17 protein-coding genes are annotated in these 19,678 nt (G+C 60.5%); 9 read left to right on the top strand and 8 right to left on the bottom strand.

Annotated elements, in window-relative coordinates:
• The first annotated feature begins 68 nt into the window (after positions 1-68).
• From BUS12_RS27340 to BUS12_RS27325, 4 genes are all read left to right on the top strand, one after another.
• On the top strand, positions 69-659 hold the full coding sequence (locus BUS12_RS27340) for a hypothetical protein (RefSeq protein ID WP_074300506.1): 591 nt from the start codon (positions 69-71) through the stop codon (positions 657-659).
• A 74-nt stretch (positions 660-733) separates the two neighbouring features.
• The gene (locus BUS12_RS27335) at positions 734-1,294 is read left to right on the top strand and encodes a PAAR domain-containing protein (protein ID WP_143788473.1); all 561 of its coding nucleotides are present in this window, start codon (positions 734-736) and stop codon (positions 1,292-1,294) included.
• Complete coding sequence (locus tag BUS12_RS27330) at positions 1,291-1,863, top strand: transglycosylase SLT domain-containing protein (protein WP_074300504.1); 573 nt, start codon at positions 1,291-1,293, stop codon at positions 1,861-1,863. The genes BUS12_RS27335 and BUS12_RS27330 overlap by 4 nt, the downstream gene beginning before the upstream one ends.
• Entirely contained in the window at positions 1,860-2,411 is a 552-nt protein-coding gene (locus tag BUS12_RS27325; RefSeq protein WP_074300503.1) for a hypothetical protein, read from the top strand. Before BUS12_RS27330 ends, BUS12_RS27325 begins: the two co-directional genes overlap by 4 nt.
• Before the next feature lie 33 nt (positions 2,412-2,444).
• On the opposite strand, the gene BUS12_RS27320 is transcribed toward BUS12_RS27325, so the two are convergent.
• From BUS12_RS27320 to BUS12_RS27305, 4 genes are all read right to left on the bottom strand, one after another.
• A complete protein-coding gene (locus BUS12_RS27320) occupies positions 2,445-3,062 on the bottom strand; it encodes a riboflavin synthase (RefSeq protein WP_074300502.1) in 618 nt (205 codons plus the stop codon).
• 14 nt (positions 3,063-3,076) lie between these two features.
• Positions 3,077-4,210, bottom strand: coding sequence for a bifunctional diaminohydroxyphosphoribosylaminopyrimidine deaminase/5-amino-6-(5-phosphoribosylamino)uracil reductase RibD (gene ribD, locus BUS12_RS27315; RefSeq protein ID WP_074300501.1), 1,134 nt, complete (start codon positions 4,208-4,210; stop codon positions 3,077-3,079).
• Between the two features lie 75 nt (positions 4,211-4,285).
• Entirely contained in the window at positions 4,286-5,578 is a 1,293-nt protein-coding gene (gene hemL, locus BUS12_RS27310) for a glutamate-1-semialdehyde 2,1-aminomutase (RefSeq protein ID WP_074300500.1), read from the bottom strand.
• Positions 5,579-5,811: 233 nt separating this feature from the next.
• The gene (locus BUS12_RS27305; RefSeq protein ID WP_253190221.1) at positions 5,812-6,453 is read right to left on the bottom strand and encodes a hypothetical protein; all 642 of its coding nucleotides are present in this window, start codon (positions 6,451-6,453) and stop codon (positions 5,812-5,814) included.
• Between the two features lie 197 nt (positions 6,454-6,650).
• On the opposite strand from BUS12_RS27305, the gene BUS12_RS27300 reads away from it, so the two are divergent.
• Positions 6,651-7,871, top strand: coding sequence for a Bcr/CflA family multidrug efflux MFS transporter (locus BUS12_RS27300; RefSeq protein ID WP_074300499.1), 1,221 nt, complete (start codon positions 6,651-6,653; stop codon positions 7,869-7,871).
• Positions 7,872-8,564: 693 nt separating this feature from the next.
• On the opposite strand, the gene BUS12_RS27295 is transcribed toward BUS12_RS27300, so the two are convergent.
• The 3 genes from BUS12_RS27295 to zwf (BUS12_RS27285) all read right to left on the bottom strand — a co-directional run bounded on the left by BUS12_RS27295 (position 8,565) and on the right by zwf (BUS12_RS27285) (position 12,812).
• Positions 8,565-10,481: a bifunctional transcriptional regulator/glucokinase gene (locus BUS12_RS27295; RefSeq protein ID WP_074300498.1), complete on the bottom strand. Its 1,917-nt coding sequence runs from the start codon at positions 10,479-10,481 to the stop codon at positions 8,565-8,567.
• Positions 10,459-11,163, bottom strand: coding sequence for a 6-phosphogluconolactonase (gene pgl / locus BUS12_RS27290; RefSeq protein WP_074301736.1), 705 nt, complete (start codon positions 11,161-11,163; stop codon positions 10,459-10,461). The genes BUS12_RS27295 and pgl overlap by 23 nt, the downstream gene beginning before the upstream one ends.
• A gap of 188 nt (positions 11,164-11,351) precedes the next feature.
• Positions 11,352-12,812, bottom strand: coding sequence for a glucose-6-phosphate dehydrogenase (gene zwf / locus BUS12_RS27285; RefSeq protein WP_074300497.1), 1,461 nt, complete (start codon positions 12,810-12,812; stop codon positions 11,352-11,354).
• Positions 12,813-13,317: 505 nt separating this feature from the next.
• Between zwf (BUS12_RS27285) and BUS12_RS27280 the strand changes: the two genes are divergently transcribed.
• The 4 genes from BUS12_RS27280 (at position 13,318) to BUS12_RS27265 (ending at position 17,738) form a co-directional block, all read left to right on the top strand.
• Positions 13,318-14,565, top strand: coding sequence for an ABC transporter substrate-binding protein (locus BUS12_RS27280; protein WP_074300496.1), 1,248 nt, complete (start codon positions 13,318-13,320; stop codon positions 14,563-14,565).
• Positions 14,566-14,714: 149 nt separating this feature from the next.
• Complete coding sequence (locus BUS12_RS27275) at positions 14,715-15,656, top strand: carbohydrate ABC transporter permease (RefSeq protein WP_074300495.1); 942 nt, start codon at positions 14,715-14,717, stop codon at positions 15,654-15,656.
• Positions 15,646-16,503 carry a carbohydrate ABC transporter permease gene (locus BUS12_RS27270; RefSeq protein WP_143788472.1) on the top strand — a complete coding sequence of 286 codons (858 nt, stop codon included), beginning with the start codon at positions 15,646-15,648 and terminating at the stop codon, positions 16,501-16,503. The genes BUS12_RS27275 and BUS12_RS27270 overlap by 11 nt, the downstream gene beginning before the upstream one ends.
• Before the next feature lie 116 nt (positions 16,504-16,619).
• Positions 16,620-17,738 (top strand): ABC transporter ATP-binding protein, encoded by a 1,119-nt coding sequence (locus BUS12_RS27265; RefSeq protein ID WP_074300493.1) that lies wholly within the window; start codon positions 16,620-16,622, stop codon positions 17,736-17,738.
• 112 nt (positions 17,739-17,850) lie between these two features.
• Here the strand turns inward: BUS12_RS27265 and zwf (BUS12_RS27260) are convergent, their stop codons facing one another.
• The gene (gene zwf, locus BUS12_RS27260; RefSeq protein WP_074300492.1) at positions 17,851-19,314 is read right to left on the bottom strand and encodes a glucose-6-phosphate dehydrogenase; all 1,464 of its coding nucleotides are present in this window, start codon (positions 19,312-19,314) and stop codon (positions 17,851-17,853) included.
• Positions 19,315-19,678: the final 364 nt, after the last annotated feature.

Here is a 19,678-nt window from a genome sequence, read left to right as displayed (position 1 = left end):
AGTTGTTTGGTTGATTGTGTGTACTTTATTCTTAATAATGAATTGATTGACGCGAGGATGGACTTGCTATGCATCTGGACATGGATGGAAGGCTGCCAAGAGCGATTTTTGGTGTGATGCTGATGTGCGTATTGAGTTTCTCTTTAACTGCATTTGCACAGGAGACAATTTCATCTCAGAAGAGTTTGGAGGTCGCACTGGAAAATGCGGTGATGTGCAAGACGGAAGCGATTGGAATTTTCAGTGGAGGTGAGTTTGATGGTGGTCCTGACGATCCACAAAAACCACTCGAAGCTTTAGGGGTGAAGATGGTTAGCCAGGACAAACATGGCGGGATGAGATATCTCCTCCCACCGGGCGTGAAAGTATTTGGCTATGAGGCAAGTGAGGTGGGTTATTTTGACTCGAGCACCACATTATTTTTTGTAATTCTGCGGGCTGACTCGAATCAGTTGGCTGCGATTAATAAAAAATTGAAGCTCAATCCCGTTCCCAGGGGCAATCCGGACGGGTACGGATATTTCGAGGATTTCGATGCTAGCTATATTCGGAAGTTGGGCAGTGGAAAAGAGCAGTTTCCCTATACTATCTTTAGTGCGGTAGGTCACAATAATGGGGGTGGTCACGTAATAATAGGTTGCCAGAATCTTGCGTGGTAACGAAATGCAATTTCTCGTCTTTTAATGTGTGACTTGATTTTTCCGGCTTCAAATAGTTGATGGGAGTATATGGTGTGAGGCGTTACCTCATTATGCTGGGTGACAAGACGACGGCGGATGGTGTCGTGCTTGAAGGCGAACCCGTTTCGACCGCGCGTGGGCAACCTTTCGCGTATCAGGAAGCAAAGGTCAATTGTCACGCCTGCAAGTCGGAGGGATACATCCGTAACGTCGGCCCGAACCGACCGATGGTATTGATGGGTAAGCAGGTCGCGCTGGAAAACGACCTCTGTATCTGCAAATGTAACCCGCCTCCCAAGCTGATTGCGTCGCAGAGCAACGCGTTCATGGATTTCGATTCGGCCGAACTCGCGACGATGGGGTACACGCCTCAGGGCAGATACATCGGCGATGCATCCTACGATCAGCATTTTCTCTTGAAAGACGAGCGCACTGGTCATCCACTCAAGAATACGCCCTACAAGATCGTGACTGACGACGGGGAAGAGATCGAAGGTCGCACCGATGAACACGGACACACCGAAAAGGTGTATGCAGACAGTGCCGTGACCGCCACTATCGACGTGTTCGAAGAGCATGCGCCGCTGGACCCCGACTGGGATCGACACCTATGACAGATGGGAAGAAGGCGATCAAGACGCAAAAGGCGGAGCTGACACCCAAGTCGGATCAGAATCCGGCTACCGTGCCGGTCGATGATTCAGCAAGACTGCGTGAAATCCGAAAGTTGGTTGAGGCGAACAATCACTCGACCCTTGATGAGAATCTGATCATTTGCCAGATATACATGGAATCAAGATTTGACGCGCATGCTGGCGCCTCGCACGATGCGAAGGGGCTTTTCCAGATGCAACTCGGGGGTGTCCAGCAGGTTTACAAATACAGGAAGCAGAAAGAGCGCGGTGGGCGCATGCCTAGCGACGCGCAAACAAAGCAGGCTTTTAGTGACGGGGCTGCCATGCATGACAGCCCTGAAATCTTCGATGAAGCAACGAACATACAGCTCGGGACAGAGTACATGCAATATTGGCTTGATCGTTCCAGTTCTATCGAAGATGCGTACAAAGCGTATCGAGGCGTAGATAACGGGATTTACTACAAGAAAATTAGTGCTGCTGCGACGAAGCTCGCCGCCGACCCTGACTCAATGCAGGTTCTCCGCGATATGGTGACGACGAAATGAAAAGTCTCGCTCTCAGCCTTGTACTGGTCGCTACCGCCGCACTCGGCGCAACGCCGGACGCCGGCGATGCTGGCACCCTGCGGCCAGTGCTTTCGTGTGTCCTCGAAGACGGAAGTCGCGCAAAACTTGAAACAAGCTCGCACGGTCTGGATGGAGATTCGTTATTCGTACAGGTGGGGGGTAAAACCGAGCGTGCGTTTCTTGACATGCCACGTACCGATTTTGTCGGTCACATTGCACTGGCAAAATGCGTCGGCAAGACGCTCATTTTTGCGCTGAATTACGGACCACCTTACCTGAAGGGGGGCGCAATTCGACAGAACCCGGTAACGCACGCTGACGAACGAATTTACTTTGCAGAGAAAGCCTTACCTCGCTGGTTGTATTCCGGGCGCAAGGAGATGTTGGTGATTATTCCCAACGAGGGTGATGAGACGGACAAGAAGTATCTCGTTTATCGATACGAAGCGGGTAAAGGGCAACCGGACGAAAGCACGCCCACGGACCAGCTACCGGTTGCGCTACGCGATCTGATCCGCATCAAGTGATTGGAACCCGCAGCCTTATTAAGGTGGCCACGACTATTGTGGCGACGTACTAAGCATCCTCTCCACATACCTCGCAATCAAATCAATCTCCAGATTCACCTTCACCCCCTCACGCAGATGCTTGAGCGCGGTGACCTGAACCGTATGCGGAATCAGATTGATCGAAAACTCGCAGCCGTCATCGCGATCCTTCACCGAGTTGACCGTGAGACTCACGCCGTTGACGGTAATCGACCCCTTGTACGCGAGATAGCGGCCAATCTCACGCGGCGCCAGCACGCGCAATTCATACGACTCGCCCACCGGCGCGAAATGCGTGACCGTCCCAAGCCCATCCACATGGCCCGACACGATATGGCCGCCCAGCCGGTCATGCGCACGCAGCGCCTTCTCGAGATTGACCTCGCCCGGCTCGCCAAGGCCCGCCGTGCAGTTCAGGCTCTCGCGCGAGACATCCACTTCGAACGAGTTCGACGTCTTGGCCACCACGGTCATGCAGGCGCCTTGAATCGTGATGCTGTCGCCGAGCTGGACGTCCTCGAGGTCGAGGGCGCCCGCGTTGACGTTCAGGCGTACGCCCGCAATCCCATCGTTGCCGAGGGGCTTGACTGATTCAATGCGGCCGACCGCCGCGACGATTCCGGTAAACATCGTGCTGATTCCTTTTAGTTCGCAGTAGGGTGGGGCGCGGGTTGCGGCGCGAAGCGCGCCAGAATCCGCACGTCGTCGCCGATCCGGTCGACGGTGTGGAAGGTCAGGCGTACCCGGTTATCGAGCGCTTGCGGTGCGACCAGACTGAACATGCCCATCGAGTCGATGCCGAGCAGACTCGGCGCCAGATAAACCAGCAGCTCGTCGACGCAGCCCTCGCGCAGCAGCGAGCCGTTCAGCTTGTAGCCGGCCTCGACGTGCAGTTCGTTGACCTGGCGCTCGCCGAGCGCCTTCAGCATGCCCGGCAGATCCACCTTACCGGCCGCGTTCGCCATTTGCACGATCTCCGCGCCATGGTCGCGCAACACGTTCGCGCGCGCGGTGTGACGCTCGTCGAGATTGCCGCAGAAAATCAGCGTCGGCGCACCGGCGAGAATCTGCGCGGTGGGTGGCACATCGAGCTGGCTGTCGATCAGCACGCGTTGCGGCTGGCGCGGCGTGTCCACGGCGCGCACGGTCATGCGCGGATCGTCTTCCCGCACGGTGCCGATGCCCGTCAGGATCGCCGACGCGCGGGCGCGCCAGGCGTGGCCATCGGCGCGCGCGGCTTCGCCTGTGATCCATTGGCTTTCGCCGGATGGCAGTCCGGTGCGGCCGTCGAGCGAGGCCGCCACTTTCATGCGCACCCACGGCCGGCCGCGCGTCATGCGCGACACGAAACCAATGTTCAGTTCGGCGGCTTCATTGGCGAGCAGACCGCAGCGCACTTCGATACCCGCGTCGCGCAGCATCTTGAGGCCGCGCCCCGACACCTGCGGGTTCGGGTCTTCCATGGCCGCGACCACGCGGTCCACCTGTGCTTCGATCAGCGCATTGGCGCACGGCGGCGTGCGGCCGAAGTGGCTGCATGGTTCGAGCGTGACGTAGGCCGTGGCGCCGCGCAGATCGTGGCCGCGCGAACGCGCGTCCTTCAGCGCCCGCACTTCGGCATGATCCTGCCCGGCCGGCTGCGTGAAGCCCTCGCCGATCACTTCGCCGTTCTTGACCAGCACGCAGCCGACGCGCGGGTTCGGATCGGTCGTGTACATACCGCGCTTCGCCAGAGCGAGCGCGCGTTCCATATGGACGAAATCGGTTTGCGAGAACATCGGCGTCCGGTCGTTAAGTGCTGTGGCGTGTTCTATCGTGAGGTCTTTACGCTTGCATCCATGGCTTCAGATGCTTCAGGCCGCCAGCGCGGCGAAGGCGCCGCGTGCCGCGTCGACCGTCGCGTCGATGATCGCGTCGTCGTGGACAATCGACACGAAGCCCGCCTCATAGGCCGACGGCGCGAAGTACACACCCGCGTCGAGCATCTTGTGGAAGAACGCGTTGAAGCGCGGCACGTCGCTGGTGGTGACTTCGGCGAAGCTTGCCGGCACCTTGTCCGCGAAGTAGAGGCCGAACATCCCGCCGAGCGCGTCCGCCGCGAACGGCACCTTCGCTTCGCGAGCCGCCTCGCTGAGACCTTGCACGAGACGCGTGGTGCGCGCGCTGAGGGTGTCGTAGAAGCCTGGTGCCTGGATCAGTTGCAGCGTCTTCAGGCCGGCCGCCACGGCGATCGGATTGCCCGACAGCGTACCCGCCTGGTAGACGCCGCCGAGCGGCGCGAGGTGGGCCATGATGTCGCGGCGACCGCCGAATGCGGCAGCCGGCATGCCGCCGCCGATCACCTTGCCGAGGCACGTGAGATCCGGCTTGATGCCGTAGACCTGCTGGGCGCCGCCCAGCGCGACGCGGAAGCCGCACATCACTTCGTCGAAAATCAGCACGGAGCCGTATTCGCTGCACAGGCGCCGAAGGGCGCCGAGGAACTCCGGCGTGGCGCGCACGAGGTTCATGTTGCCCGCTACCGGCTCGACGATCACCGAAGCGATTTCGTTGCCGAAGGCCTTGAAGGCTTCTTCAAGTGCGGTGACGTTGTTGTATTCGAGGACCGTGGTGTGCTTCGCGATATCCACCGGCACGCCGGCCGAAGTCGGATTGCCGAAGGTCAGCAGGCCCGAGCCGGCTTTGACCAGCAGGCTGTCCGCGTGGCCGTGATAGCAGCCTTCGAACTTGACGATGCGGCTGCGGTTCGTGAAGCCGCGGGCGAGACGCAGCGCGCTCATGGTGGCTTCCGTGCCGCTCGAGACCATGCGCACCTGTTCGATGGATGGCACCAGCTTGCAAATTTCCTCGGCGATCTCGACCTCGGATTCGGTCGGCGCGCCGAACGAGAAGCCGTTGACGAGCACCTTCTGCACGGCTTCGAGCACTTCCGGATGGACGTGGCCGAGGATCATCGGGCCCCAGGAGCCGATGTAGTCGATATAGCGCTGGCCGTCGGCGTCCCAGAAGTAGGCGCCCTGCGCGCGCTCGATGAAGCGTGGCGTGCCGCCGACCGAGCGGAAGGCGCGCACGGGCGAGTTGACCCCACCGGGGATGGTGAGCTGGGCGCGTTCGAAAAGCGCTTCGTTCCTGGAATGGCTGGACATGGACGTGGACCTGTCTGATAGGGATGCACAGAGGCGCGCGGGATTGACCGACGGCCGGCGGACGGCCGGCCCGCATGCCCGTTTCGCGGCAGCTGAATGGTTATCTGAAATTGTACCGGAGTCACGCGCAGTCGGCGGGCCGCGGCAGCAGAGGGGCTTGCGGTGGATTGTCCCGGTGCGGTGTGGTAGGCGAGCGCCGCACGGGCCGGTCTGCGACGCCCGTTTGGCCGGGTTTAGGCTTTCTTTCGGACAGATCGCCCGGGGCCGCCGGTGGGGCTCGCGGGGCCCGCGGCACCATTCCCCGACGTCAGCGAGAGCGCGGTGCTGAAGGGCGGGTGCCTGACGGCCGCTGCTTCACCGGCGCGCTTTGCCGCGGCATGGGCCGAAAACTTGGAGGACTGCGTCGGCCCCGTAGGCGGGGCAAGCGGCGGTGGTTTGCGCTTGCCGGTCAGTTCGGCCCAGCGTTTTTCGAGCGCGCCTTCGGCGACCGGCTTGATCGACGTACCGGATGCCTGCGCATCCCACGTCTGCACGGAGAAGGGATGGACGCGCAAGGCGTCGCGCGTGACGACGACCTCCTGATGAGCGTCGACGAGCCAGTCGTAGACGAAGTCAATGCACAGACGATAGCCGCGTTTGGAGTAGGGATCGGGCACTTCGTACGGCGCGCGCGTGACGTAGCCGGAGCCGAACACGCCTCGGGGTTCCTGGGTGACCCGATGGAGGAACACACGGTCGCCGGGCAGGATGCTGCGGGCGACGCCGCAGCCCCAGACATCGGTCACCGCTTCACCGGCGGCGACCCGCTTGACGACATCGGGCAGCTCTGGCCAGGGCCATTTCTTGGGGCTCCAGATCAGCAGGAAGGCGGTCATGACGGACTAGGGCAGATGGGTTGGGAGAGTCGTTGATGGCTTAGGCGGGAGCTTAACCGATTGGCGGCCATGCTGACCAGGCGTACGCGCGACGACCCATTTGACCGTCGCGTACAATTGCGGCTGTCAATGCAGCGGTCTTCACTGTTTTCCGCGGTCCGACGCGTAGGTCAGCGGGCTGCTTCTTCTGGATTCCCATGTCTCACGTCACTCGACGCCGGCCCGATGGCCGGCTGATCCTGTTGCTCGGCGCGCTGGCTGCGTGCGGACCGATTTCCATCGACATGTACCTGCCGAGCCTGCCATCGATTGCGCAGGCGTTTCTGGTCAGCACTAGTGCCGCGCAGACGACGCTCACGAGTTTCATGTTTGGCTTTTCGATCGGCATGTTGTTGTACGGGCCGCTTTCGGACTCGTACGGACGGCGGCCGGTGCTGCTGGGCGGGATCATCATGTATGCGCTGGCGAGCATCGCCTGCGGCTTTTCGTTTTCGATTGGATCGCTGGTGACGTTCCGTTTCGTGCAGGCGCTTGGCGCGGGTGCGGCGTCGGTGCTGGCGCGCGCGATTGCACGGGATGCGCACGAGCCGGCCGATGCGGCCCGGGTGTTATCGATGCTTGCGATTGTGACGTCGATCGGGCCGTTGCTGGCGCCGCTGATTGGCGGCCAGTTATTGTTGCTGGGCGGATGGCGGGTGGTGTTTGTTGCGCTGACGCTGTTTGGCACGGCGTGCGCGGTGACGGCGTACCTGAAGGTGCCGGAGACGTGGCCACGGGAAAAGCGCAAGCATTCGGCGGTGCTACAGTCGTTTGCGGCGTATGGGAAGTTGCTGCGCGACCCGGTGGCATGGGGGCATATGTTATGCGGCGGGATGGCGTTTGCATCGATGTTCGCGTACATCACGGCGACGCCGTTTGTGTACATCGAGTACTTCCATGTTTCCGCGCAGCATTATGGGTTTCTGTTTGCGTTGAATATTGTCGGCATCATGTTCGGCAACTTTATGAATACGCGGCTGATTGGGCGGTTGGGGTCGTTGCCGATCATTTCGTTTTCGGCGACGGTTAGCTGTGTGGCTTCGCTGTTTGTGTCGTTGGTCTGCCTGACCGGGTGGGGTGGGTTGTGGTCGATCGTGGCGGGGTTGTTTTTTGTGGTTGGGGTGGTGGGGTTGTTGTCGGCTAACTGCACGACGGATTTGATGCATCGGTATCCGAACAATGCTGGGGCTGCGGCGGCGGTGTTTGGGGCGGTGCAACTGGCGTTGGGGGCGGGGGCTTCTCTTGCTGTGGGAGTTTGGGAGGGGGCTTCGCCTAAAGGGATGGGGGTTGCTATTGGCGTTGCCGGCGGGCTTTGTTATTGTGGCAAGCTGTTGGTTGTTCGCTGGCACGGGCGGGGGGTGCCTGGGGGTGTTGCTTAGGGCTGTCTTTTTGCCTGGGTGGCGCTTTGGTTGTTGTTCCTGCGGGGTTGGCCTTTCCTTGATTTCTTAGTGGTCTATTAGCGATGCCCCTGTGCGGGGCGGCACTTACTTTCTTTGCCGCCGCAAAGAAAGTAAGCAAAGAAAGCGGGCTGCAACCGCTAGCGTTTAGTGAGCCATCCCGGTCTGCCACCGGGAACGGCCCAAGACGAGACCCGCTCTCGCACCATCTACGTTAGTGACACAGCACTCATCCGTTCCAGCGTTGCGCTGCGCGCCCCGCCGTCGGGCATAACAATTCTTCGATACGCTCATCTTGTTGCGCCTTGCCGTGCACTATTTAGGCATCCAAACATTTTAGCGCATGCATAGCCAGTTCACATCTGCGTCCCACCATGGGCGGACCCATCCGCTGCGCACGGAGTGCGAAGGCGGGATGGATGAGCGCTGTGTCACTGAGGGGGGAAATGCGATGGCAGGTCTCGTTTTGGGCCGTTCCCGGTAGCAGACCGGGATGGCTCACTAAGCGCTAGCGGTGTGAGCCCGCTTTCTTTGCCTACTTTCTTTGCGGCGGCAAAGAAAGTAGGTGCCGCCCCGCACAGGGGCGAAGCTAATAGACCACTAAGAAATCAAGGAAAGGCCAACACCCCAAGAACAACGACAAAACCAGACCGCCGCAGGCAAAAAAAGCACACACTAATCCCGAGCAGAAGAAGCAGCCCCATGACTTAACCAGTCAAGCACAGCGGTGGCATCATCATCCGCTCCACTACGAGCCTTAGCGACAGTCTCAGCCACATCCTCACTAGGCACAGCGCGCCGAATAGCGACCCCAACAGCAAGAATATCAATCATGACCAGATGCAAAATCCGCGAAATCATGGAAAGCTGCGACTCGCGAATCTCAATGTGATCAGTCTCAAGCGCCACAGTAGCCCGCTTGGCCAACGGCGTATTGCTAGACGTAATAGCAATCACCTGCGCCCCAGCCTGCATCGCCACATCCAGCACGCGCAGCAACTCCGGCGCACGCCCTGACTTCGACACCGCAACAATCACATCCCCCTTGCCCAGCAGCGCCGCCGACGCCGCCTGCATGTACAGATCGCCATAAGCAATCGTAGGAATGCCAAAGCGGAAGAACTTGTAGTGCGCATCCTGCGCGACGATGTTCGAATTCCCCAGCCCATAGAACTCGATGCGCCGCGCGCCGTTCAACAGATCGATCGCCCGCTCGACGTGCTCGAAGTTCAAATGCTCGCGCAACTGCAGAATCGCCGAGATCGTGTTGTCCAGCACCTTCGCGCCAAAGTCCGTCGCCGTGTCGCCCAGATGCACCTGGCTATGACTCACCGGAATCGTCCCGGTCAACCCGGTCGCCAGCTTCAGCTTGAAATCGGACAGGCCCTGGCATCCCAGCGAGCGGCAGAAACGAATCACCGTCGGCTGGCTCACGTCAGCCTTGCGCGCAATGTCCACAATCGGATCGTTAATGATCGAACGCGGATGATTCAACGCCAGATCCGCCACGCGCCGCTCCGCCGGCGTCAACGCATCGCGCATCTGGCGAATCCGTTCGAACACCGCCGACGAACTCCCGCCCGTACGATTCGACAATTGCTCCGCCAGAATCGCCGAGACCCCCAGGAACGCCGGATACTCCGCCGTGATCACATAGGTCGGCACGTTCTTCAGATACGCCTCGAAACGGCCCTTCGCCTCGAAGCGCTCGCGGAACGACGAACGCTCGAAGAACTCGCCCAGCCGCGGCACCACACCACCGCCAATGTAGATGCCGCCCAGCGACCCCAGCGTCACCGCAATATTGCCGGCGAAGGTGCCGAGGATGCCGCAGAACACATCCACCGATTCCGCCGCCAGCGGCTCGCCCTCGAGCGCGCGCTTGACCACGTCGGATGTGTCGAAGTTCGACGGGACGCGCTTCTTGTCGCGCGCCGCCAGCGCCCGGTAAATCACCTCGATGCCGGGACCCGCCGACACACGTTCGAACGACACGTGCGACCACTTCTTGCGGGCGTACTGCAGCACCAGATCCTCGCGCTCGTCGGCCGGTGCGAAAGTGGCGTGGCCACCTTCGCTGCCCAGCGCAATCCAGCGGTCGTCGGCGGGAATCAGGCCGGAGACGCCCAGGCCCGTGCCCGGCCCCAGCAGGCCGATCACGCTGTTCGGCCGCCGTGCACCGCCGCCCACCTGCACGCGTTGCGAATCCGTCAGGCCCGGCAACGCCATGGCCAGCGCGGTAAAGTCGTTGACGACCAGCAGCGTGTCGAAGCCCAGCGCGCGGCGCGTGGCTTCGATCGAGAAGGTCCAGTCGTGGTTGGTCATGCTGACCTGGTCGCCGTCGACCGGGTTCGCAATCGCAATCGCCGCGTGGTTCACACGGCCAATCTTCGTATCCTTGAGGTACTTCTTGATGACTTCGGCCACGCCCGGATAGTCGGCGCACGGATACACCTGCACCTGGCCAATCTCGCCCGGCCCTGTCTCCAGTGCAAAACGCGCATTGGTGCCGCCGATGTCGGCCAACAGCCGCGGTCCGTCGGCGTGCTGACCCGCAGCCGGGACAGCGTTACTTTTCACACCAGTAGACATCGAGTCTCACTCCCTTGTCGTTTGCCAACTGCGAGATGGCATTTTTTTGTGGCGCAGCGGCGGCGGCATTCAGCACGTCCAGCTTGCGCGGTCCTGCAATCAACAGAAACAGGCGGCCCATCTGCTTTAACGCGGACATGGACCAGCTCACGCGTGCATGCGGCGCACTGCCCGGATGCACCGCGACAAAACGTTCGGACGTCGTGATGGCGAAGTCCCACTCCGGCGCATCCGCGAAGATCGACGCCGTATGGCCGTCCTCGCCCATGCCCAGTACGGCGACATCCGGCAGCGTGCGGCGCGGGTCGGCGTTCAGCGCAGCAACGTGCGCCTCGAGCGATTGAGTGGTGTCCACCAGCGGCCAGAACGCCGCGCCTTGCGCTGCATTCTGCAACAGTGCCTCATGCGCAAAACGCGAATTGCTGGCGCTGTCCGTTTCGGGGACCCAGCGGTCGTCGACCAGCGTCACGGCAATGCGCGACCAGTCGAACGGTTGCGTGGACAACGTCTGCAGGAACGGACGCGGACTGCTGCCGCCGGACACTGCAAGCGTGGTATGGGCCGCGCCGGTAGCAGTCGCGGTTGCCTGAGCGGCGAGGGACGCTTGTAAAGCGTCGCCCACCGCTTTCGCCAGCGCGTCCGATTGGGCGCGCTGGTCGTCGAAAGCGTGAAGCTCGATCACTTCTCCTCCGTACTGCTTTTTTGTTGGGTCTGCGGAATATGCCTTAACGCAGGGCAACGGCCGCTTGCAGGGCACTGCCCGTTGCTGCCATTGCCGCCGCCGTTACGGCGCCACCCCGTTCAGTCAATTTCTGCGGTCTTGCATGCGCCAGACGCAGCACTCGTTGAGCCACGCTGCGTTGCCGCCTGTCAGTTTTCTTCTTCGAGCCAGCAGGTGCCGTGCTGCGCCAACATCGCGCTCGACGCCGCCGGCCCCCACGTGCCCGCTGCATAGGGCTTGGGCGGCTTGTTGGCGGCCGCCCATTCGTTCAGGATCGGTTCGACCCAGCGCCATGCCGCTTCCTGCTCGTCACGCCGCACAAACAGCGCGAGCCGGCCGTTGATCACGTCGAGCAGCAGACGCTGGTAAGCCTCCATCTGTCCTTCGCGGAAGAACTGGTCGAACGCGAGGTCGAGGTGGACGCTCGCCAGGTTCATGCCCTCGCCAGGCTGCTTGGCGAGGCAGTACAGGCGAATCGTTTCGTTCGGCTGCAGCCGGATCACCAGCCGGTTTGCGCCGGGGCGCAAGGCGGTTGGCCCGAGCGCCGAATGCGGCACCGCACGGAAGTTCACGACGATCTCAGCGACGCGGTCCGCCAGACGCTTGCCCGTGCGCAGGAAGAACGGCACGCCGGCCCAGCGCCAGTTTTCGATTTCCACCTTCAGAGCCACGAAGGTCTCGGTGTTGGTGTTCGCCTTGACACCCGGTTCCGTGGCGTAAGCCGGCACCGAGGTGCCGCGGATCCCGCCGGCATGATACTGGCCGCGTACCGCGACCTTGCCGATGTCGCGCGGATCGATGGGCTTTAACGCGCGCAGCACGCGCAGCTTTTCGTCGCGCACCGAATCCGAATCCATCGAATGGGGCGGCTCCATTGCCACGATCGAAAGCAACTGCAGCAAGTGGTTCTGCACCATGTCGCGCAGCGCGCCGGTATTGTCGTAGAAGTCGCCGCGCGCTTCCACGCCGAGCTCTTCCGCAATCGTGATCTGAATACTTTCGACCCATTCGCGGCGCCACAGCGGTTCGAACAGCGCATTGCCGAAGCGCAGCGCGAGCAGGTTCTGCACCGGCTCTTTACCGAGGTAGTGGTCGATCCGGTAGATCTGCTCTTCAGCGAAGATTTCGCCCACGGCGTCGTTGATCGCGTTGGACGACTTCAGGTCGTAGCCGAGCGGCTTTTCCAGCACGATGCGCGAATTCGTATTCAGGCCCACTGCGGCCAGCGCATGGCAGATCGGGACGAACAGCGACGGGCCGGTGGCGAGATAGAACACGCGGATGCCGGGCAACTCGCTGACCGCGTCGCGCAGCAGCGCGAAGTCTTCGGGTTTGCCCAGGTCGAGCTTCACGTACTGGATGCGTTCAAGGAAGCTCGCCCATGCCGTCTCGTCGAGACCGTTCTTCGAGACGTACGGCTTGACGTGCGCGTTGACCCACTCGATATACCCAGCCCGGTCCTCGGCATGACGCGCCACGCCAACGATCTTGCCGCCTTCTGCCAGCATCCCTGCACGGTGTGCTTCATACAGTGCCGGCAGAATCTTGCGCATCGACAGGTCGCCGGTTCCGCCGAAGAGAACGAAGGTGAAACTTGAATCGGTAAACATGTGTCTCCGTCGATGTCCAGGGGGCCGCTCCAGGCGACCGTAGTCCGATAAAATTTTTTTTGACACTGAATTGTAGTTTAACTACAATCCAAATCAAGAGGTAGCGATAAATCGATGAAAAAAGCGTGCGTGCTTAGGCAAGATGCGCGTTTTCCCGAATCGGCCCGCGTCCCCTGCATGTTAACGGACATTGCGTTTTTGCACGTGTTGGCTGCTTTGGGGCGGCAAACCGCGCTGCAATATCAGGGTTAACCTGTGAGGAACCTCGAGTCTGCCGCGCGCGACGCGGGCAGGCAAAAATCAAAAGAGGAGACAGTCAAGTTGCATCCCGAACCACTCATCTTCTGAGCTTCCTGCGGCCGAACGTCGGCTCGCCGGCACATGCATGCGCATGCGTCTGCCCGAGGCTCGATCGCCCAGTGTTTTGCCTGTTTGAACCAACCACAGCACCCTGGAGAATCAGGGGCCATTCGTTTTTTGTTCAGGTGTCTGGAGGAGATAAGCAATGAAATTCCGCGCGATCATGGGCGCTTTGTGCGCCGCAGGTCTGATGTGTGGCGTATCCGCAGTGCAAGCTGCCGAGTCGATCGAAGTGCTGCACTGGTGGACGTCAGGCGGCGAGTCGAAAGCCGTCGGCGTGCTGAAAGATGACATGACGAAGCAGGGCTACACCTGGAAGGACTTCGCGGTTGCGGGCGGCGCGGGTGCGGCGGCCATGACGGCACTGAAGACGCAGGTGATCTCGGGCAATGCGCCGAGCGCTGCGCAGATCAAGGGTCCGTTGATCCAGGAGTGGGCGGAGCAGGGCGTGCTGGTGCCGATCGACTCCGTCGCGGGTGACTGGAAGAAGAACCTGCCGCCGCAGATCGACAAGATCATGCACGCAGACGGTCACTACGTCGCCGCGCCGTTCTCGGTGCACCGCGTCAACTGGATCTGGATCAACAAGGCAGCGCTCGACAAGGTTGGCGCGAAGCCGCCTACCACGTGGCCGGAATTCTTCGCCCTCGCTGACAAGCTGAAGGCTGCCGGCATCCAGCCGGTCGCTGCCGGCGGTCAACCGTGGCAAGACCTGACGCTGTGGGAAGACGTCGTGCTGTCGCAAGGCGCTGACTTCTACAAGAAGGCGATCGTCGACCTCGACCAGAAGACCCTGACGTCGCAGCAGATGGTCGGTGTGTTCGACACGGTCCGCAAGATCGAGTCGTACATGGACACGGGCCGTACGGGCCGTGACTGGAACCTGGCTACCGCCATGGTCATCAACGGCAAGGCCGGCATGCAGTTCATGGGCGACTGGGCGAAGGGCGAGTTCGCGAACGCGAACAAGCAGCCGGGTACGGACTATATCTGCGCACCGGTCCCGGGCACCTCGAAGGGTTACACGTTCAACGTCGACTCGTTCGTGTTCTTCCAGCAGAAGGGCGCGAAGGATGCAACGGCAGGTCAGCTGGCGCTGGCGAAGACGATCATGAGCCCGGATTTCCAGGAGCAGTTCAGCCTGTACAAGGGTTCGATTCCGGTTCGTCTGGGCGTGAACATGGACAAGTTCGACGCATGCGGCAAGCAGTCGTACGCGGATGAACAGACGGCCATCAAGGCCGGCGGTTATGTTCCGTCGCTCGCGCACGGTATGGCTCAGCCGGATGCAACGGCGGGTGCGATTACCGACGTCGTGACGAAGTTCATGAACTCGGACCAGGATTCGAAGAGCGCAGTTGAAGCGCTCGCGAAGGCTGCGAAGACGAAGTAAGCACGGTAGCAGGGCGCCCGGTTGCGACTCCACGCGTAACCGGGCGTTCGCTTCAGGCATGAAGATGTACCCAGAGTCACAGCCTTTGCCAGTCCAGTGTCGCGCGCTCAGCGCGCCGAAACCGGCGGCACAGTTTCAGGAGTCGAGTAGTGACTGCTTCTCTTAGCGGAAACGGGAAAACCACGGCCACCGTGACCCGCCGCACGTCGCCGATAGCGGCGCTCGCCGACCGCTGGATTCCGAAGCTGGTGCTTTCTCCCAGCATCGTGATCAGCATTGTTTTTGTTTACGGCTTCATCTTTATCACGGGTTTTCTGTCGCTGTCGAATTCGCGGCTGATGCCGCGCTACGATTTCGTCGGCCTCGACCGTTATCGCGAGCTGTTCGATAACGACGTCTGGTGGACCTCGGCCGCCAACCTCGGCTGGTTCGGCATTCCGTTCATTGCAATCTGCGTGGCGCTGGGCCTGTTCCTCGCCATCCTGCTCGATCAGCGCATCCGCAACGAAGGCGCTTTGCGTGCGGTGTTCCTGTATCCGATGGCGCTGTCGTTCATCGTGACCGGCACGGCATGGCAATGGATTCTCAACCCGAATCTCGGCATGCAAAAGGTGCTGCACGACTGGGGTTGGACGAGTTTCCAGTTCGACTGGCTCGACAATCCGGACCGCGCGATTTTCTGTATCGTGATCGCGGCCGTGTGGCAGTCCACCGGCTTTGTGATGGCGCTGTTCCTCGCCGGCCTGCGCGGTGTGGATGCGGAAATTTTCAAGGCGGCACAAGTGGATGGCGCAACGCTGCCCACCATCTACCGCAAGATCGTGATTCCGAGCATGCGTCCGGTGTTTTTCTCGGTGCTGCTGATTCTCTGCCACATCACGATCAAGACCTTTGACCTCGTCGTTGCATTGACGGCGGGTGGCCCGGGTACCTCGTCGTCGCTGCCGGCGATGTTCATGTACACGTTTTCGTTTAACCGCGGGCAACTGGGCGTCGGCGCAGCGTCGTCGATGATGATGCTCGCAACCGTCGTGGCCGTGCTCGTGCCGCTGATGTATATGGAATCGAGGAGCACGCGTAATGCAGCCTAAGATGACGATCAGCCGTGCCGTCATTTATGCGGCCTTGATTCTGTTTGCGCTGTACTTCCTGTTTCCGCTGTACGTGATGCTGTCGACGTCGTTCAAGGACATCGATCAACTGCGCACCGGCAACCTGCTGACGCCGCCGTCGCACCCCACCTTCGCGCCGTGGATCAAGGCATGGAGCCAGGCGTGTACGGGCGTGCGTTGCGACGGTATGGAGCCGTTCTTCATGAACTCGGTGCGCATGGTGATTCCGGCCGTGCTCATCTCGTCGATCATCGGCGCGTTCAACGGTTACGTGCTGACGCACTGGCGCTTCCGTGGCGCCGACATTCTGTTCACGATGCTGCTGGTGGGCTGCTTCATTCCGTTCCAGGCCATCCTGTTGCCGATGGCGCGTTTTGAAGGCTTCATGGGCCTGTCGAACACGGTGAGCGGACTGGTGCTGGTGCACGTGGTGTACGGCATTGCGTTCACGACGATGTTCTTCCGCAACTTCTACGTCAGCATTCCGGCGGAGCTGGTGAAGGCGGCGCGTATCGACGGGGCAGGCTTCTTCCTGATTTTCTCGAAGATTCTGCTGCCGGTGTCGTTGCCGATCTTCATGGTCTGCCTGATCTGGCAATTCACGCAGATCTGGAATGACTTCCTGTTCGGTATCGTGTTCTCGGGTGTCGATTCGATGCCGATTACGGTGGCGCTGAACAACCTCGTGAATACGTCGACCGGTGTGAAGGAATACAACGTCGACATGGCAGGCGCGATTATCGCGGCGCTGCCTACGTTGCTCGTCTACATCATCGCCGGCCGATACTTCGTGCGTGGCCTGACGGCAGGCGCAGTGAAGGGCTAACCCCAAACGATTGCCGCAGCGCGCCCCGTGGCCGCTGCGGTGCGAACCGGCATCCGGCCTGCGCCGCCTGAGTGCGACGCACCTGAAGCTGTACCAGAGACAAGAGGATTCACAGCATGGCAAGCCTTTCCATCCGTGACGTGTACAAGACCTACCCGAACGGGGTGCCGGTCCTGAAGGGTGTCAACATCGACATCGAAGACGGCCAGTTCCTGATTCTGGTGGGCGGCTCGGGCTGCGGTAAGTCGACGCTGCTCAACATGATCGCCGGTCTCGAGACCGTGACGAAGGGCGACATCCAGATCGACGGCAAGACGGTGAACAACCTGTCGCCGAAGGATCGCGATATCGCGATGGTGTTCCAGTCGTATGCGCTGTATCCGTCCATGACGGTGCGCGAGAATATTTCGTTCGGCCTGGGTATTCGCAAGGTGCCGAAGCCGGAGCAGGCGCAGATTGTCGACCGTGTATCGAGCATGCTGCAGATTCAGCATTTGCTGGATCGCAAGCCGGGGCAACTCTCCGGTGGTCAGCGGCAGCGTGTGGCAATGGGGCGGGCGCTGGCGCGCGATCCGGTGATGTTCCTGTTCGACGAGCCTTTGTCGAATCTGGACGCGAAGCTGCGGATTGAGATGCGCTCGGAGATCAAGTTGCTGCATCAACGCCTCGGCACGACGATCGTTTATGTGACGCATGATCAGATCGAGGCTATGACGCTGGGTGACCGGATCGCGGTGATGAAGGATGGGGTTGTGCAGCAGTTCGGCGCGCCGCAGGATATTTATGATTCGCCTTCGAACCTGTTCGTGGCCGGGTTTATTGGCGCGCCGCCGATGAACTTCATTCAGGGCAAGCTGGTGGAGCAGGGTTCGGGGGTTGGGGTTGAGATTGATACCGGGATCAAGCGCTCCGTTCTGAATTTGCCGTTCACCTCGGCCAAGGTTAAGGCGCATGTGGGCAAGGAAGTGATCCTGGGTCTGCGGCCCGAGCGGATTACCGATGCTCGTAGTGCGCATAACGTTGAAGACGCGCAGTTGCAGCCGGTCGAGGTTAAGGTTGATGTGATCGAGCCTACCGGGCCGGATACGTTGGTGTTTGCGCAGGTTAATGGCAAGCGTGTGGTGAGCCGTGTGCACCCGGCTTCGAATCCGCAGCCGCTTTCGAATATGACGCTGTTGTTTGATGTGTCGAAGGCGGTGTTGTTTGATCCGGCTAATGAAGAGCGGATTGCTTAAGGTTTAGCGCTGTAAGTTGGAGCGAAGATAAGGAAAGGCCCCATGCGTTGGGAGACGTGTGGGGCTTTTTGCCATCTTGCCGTGCTCACGAACCTCGCCCTCCGCACAACCCTCAACTCCCCAACTTATTCGGATCCCGCCAGGCCCGCTCAAACGGCAACCGCCACGCCCGCGGCGCGACAAGCTGATGAATCGCATTGGGCCCCCACGATCCCGGTGAATAAAACCGAACCGGCGGAGGCGATTCAATCAACGCGGTCGAAACTTGCCACAACCGCTCAATCCCTTCCGCGGTTGTGAACAACGTGCGATCACCCCGCATCGCATCAAGAATCAACCTCTCGTAGGCCTCAAGCACATCCCCGATCATGCCAGTGTCATGCATGGCGAACTGCAAGCTGAGCTTATCCAGCCGCATCCCAGGCCCAGGCCGCTTGCCATAAAACGAAAGCGACATCTTCGAAGCATCCGCCAGATCAAAAGTCAAATGATCCGGCCCCTGCGCGCCCACCCCCGACCCCGCCGGAAACATACTCTTGGGCGGCTCGCGAAACGCAATAGAAATAATCCGTTGTCCTTCGGCCAGCCGCTTCCCGGTCCGGAGATAGAACGGCACACCAGCCCAACGCCAGTTGTCGATGGAGCACTTCAACGCAATAAAGGTCTCAGTCTCCGACTCCGGATTGACCCCATCCTCAGCTCGATAACCCGTGTACTGCCCTCGCACGACATCAGAAGGTTGAATTGGCAACATGCTGCGAAAGACCTTGTTCTTCTCCTCGCTGATCGGCGCTGGCTCCAGTGATGTGGGAGGCTCCATCGCCATAAACGCGAGAATCTGGAACAGGTGAGTGACCACCATGTCGCGAAACGCCCCGGTCTGCTCGTAGAATCCCGCGCGCTTACCGAGCCCTAGCGTCTCGGGGACGTCGATCTGAACGTGATCGATAAAGTTGCGATTCCAGATAGGTTCGAAAAGCCCATTCGCAAAGCGGAACGCCAGAATGTTTTGCGCCGGCTCTTTGCCAAGGAAGTGGTCGATGCGGAAAATCTGCTCTTCCTCGAATACTTCGTGCAGCCTGGCATTCAATGACACCGAGCTTGCCAGATCGGTGCCGAAGGGTTTTTCCATGATGATCCGCGAGCGCTCGACGAGGCCCGCTTCCTTGAGCATGCCGACTGCGGATAAGGCCGCGTTCGGCGGTACGCTCAGATAGTGCAGTCGCCGGCACTCGCCTTCGAAGGTCTGCTCGGCACGTTCAACCGCAACCTTAAGCGCCTCTGCACCTGCAGCCAGCGACAGATAGTCGAGGTGGGCCGCAAAGGTGTTCCATTCCGTCTCGACGATCGGGCGAGAAGAAAACTCATCGAGTGCTTCACGGGCCGTCCGGCGAAACTGATCCGCTTCGATGTCATCGAGCGCGACCGCAATGATCCGGCAACCTGGAATGAAGCCCGCATTCGAGAGATGGAATAAGCCGGGCAATAACTTGCGTCGCGCCAGATCGCCGGTGGCGCCGAAGAGCACGACGACTTGCGGAAACCGCGGACCCACGCCTGGGGAGATCTTCGCCATCGTGCAAATCCTTCTAGGTTAGCAACGTCAAACGAAAAGGTGATCCGCAAGAGCGAAACCCGGCCTGGGTTTCAGCCAGCAATTCTACGCGGCGAAAGCTTGAAGAGCCCGCTCGAGTCCAGGCTGATTCGGCAAACGCACGAAGGCTTTCACACTGAAAGTAGCGTTGTGTCCCCGAGTCACGCCCAACGACGCTGGCGTATACCCCATTGCAACGATTTTTTTCCCATGAAACACTGCTCTTCATCTGCTGTGTCGGATTGAAGTCCGATATACCAGACAAACGAATATTGACGTTCGATCAACTCGAGCTCGTCACCCTGAGCATGCCGAGAAGGCCAGGTTGATCGCCGTTTCCGTCCAC

This window comes from Paraburkholderia phenazinium (assembly GCF_900142845.1).
In the GTDB taxonomy this organism is placed as follows: Bacteria; Pseudomonadota; Gammaproteobacteria; order Burkholderiales; family Burkholderiaceae; genus Paraburkholderia; species Paraburkholderia phenazinium_A.
The sequence above is the reverse complement of the archived record's forward strand: the minus strand, read 5'-3'. Positions and strand labels throughout refer to the sequence as shown.

Bases quoted from the DNA above. Each gene is read 5' to 3' on its own strand.
- ribD (WP_074300501.1), bottom strand. From the start codon at position 4,210: ATGTTCTCGCAAACCGATTTCGTCCATATGGAACGCGCGCTCGCTCTG.
- BUS12_RS27300 (WP_074300499.1), top strand. From the start codon at position 6,651: ATGTCTCACGTCACTCGACGCCGGCCCGATGGCCGGCTGATCCTGTTG.
- BUS12_RS27270 (WP_143788472.1), top strand. From the start codon at position 15,646: ATGCAGCCTAAGATGACGATCAGCCGTGCCGTCATTTATGCGGCCTTG.
- BUS12_RS27265 (WP_074300493.1), top strand. From the start codon at position 16,620: ATGGCAAGCCTTTCCATCCGTGACGTGTACAAGACCTACCCGAACGGG.
- BUS12_RS27320 (WP_074300502.1), bottom strand. From the start codon at position 3,062: ATGTTTACCGGAATCGTCGCGGCGGTCGGCCGCATTGAATCAGTCAAG.
- BUS12_RS27325 (WP_074300503.1), top strand. From the start codon at position 1,860: ATGAAAAGTCTCGCTCTCAGCCTTGTACTGGTCGCTACCGCCGCACTC.
- BUS12_RS27295 (WP_074300498.1), bottom strand. From the start codon at position 10,481: ATGTCTACTGGTGTGAAAAGTAACGCTGTCCCGGCTGCGGGTCAGCAC.
- zwf (WP_074300492.1), bottom strand. From the start codon at position 19,314: ATGGCGAAGATCTCCCCAGGCGTGGGTCCGCGGTTTCCGCAAGTCGTC.
- hemL (WP_074300500.1), bottom strand. From the start codon at position 5,578: ATGTCCAGCCATTCCAGGAACGAAGCGCTTTTCGAACGCGCCCAGCTC.
- BUS12_RS27330 (WP_074300504.1), top strand. From the start codon at position 1,291: ATGACAGATGGGAAGAAGGCGATCAAGACGCAAAAGGCGGAGCTGACA.
- zwf (WP_074300497.1), bottom strand. From the start codon at position 12,812: ATGTTTACCGATTCAAGTTTCACCTTCGTTCTCTTCGGCGGAACCGGC.
- BUS12_RS27340 (WP_074300506.1), top strand. From the start codon at position 69: ATGCATCTGGACATGGATGGAAGGCTGCCAAGAGCGATTTTTGGTGTG.
- BUS12_RS27305 (WP_253190221.1), bottom strand. From the start codon at position 6,453: ATGACCGCCTTCCTGCTGATCTGGAGCCCCAAGAAATGGCCCTGGCCA.
- BUS12_RS27280 (WP_074300496.1), top strand. From the start codon at position 13,318: ATGAAATTCCGCGCGATCATGGGCGCTTTGTGCGCCGCAGGTCTGATG.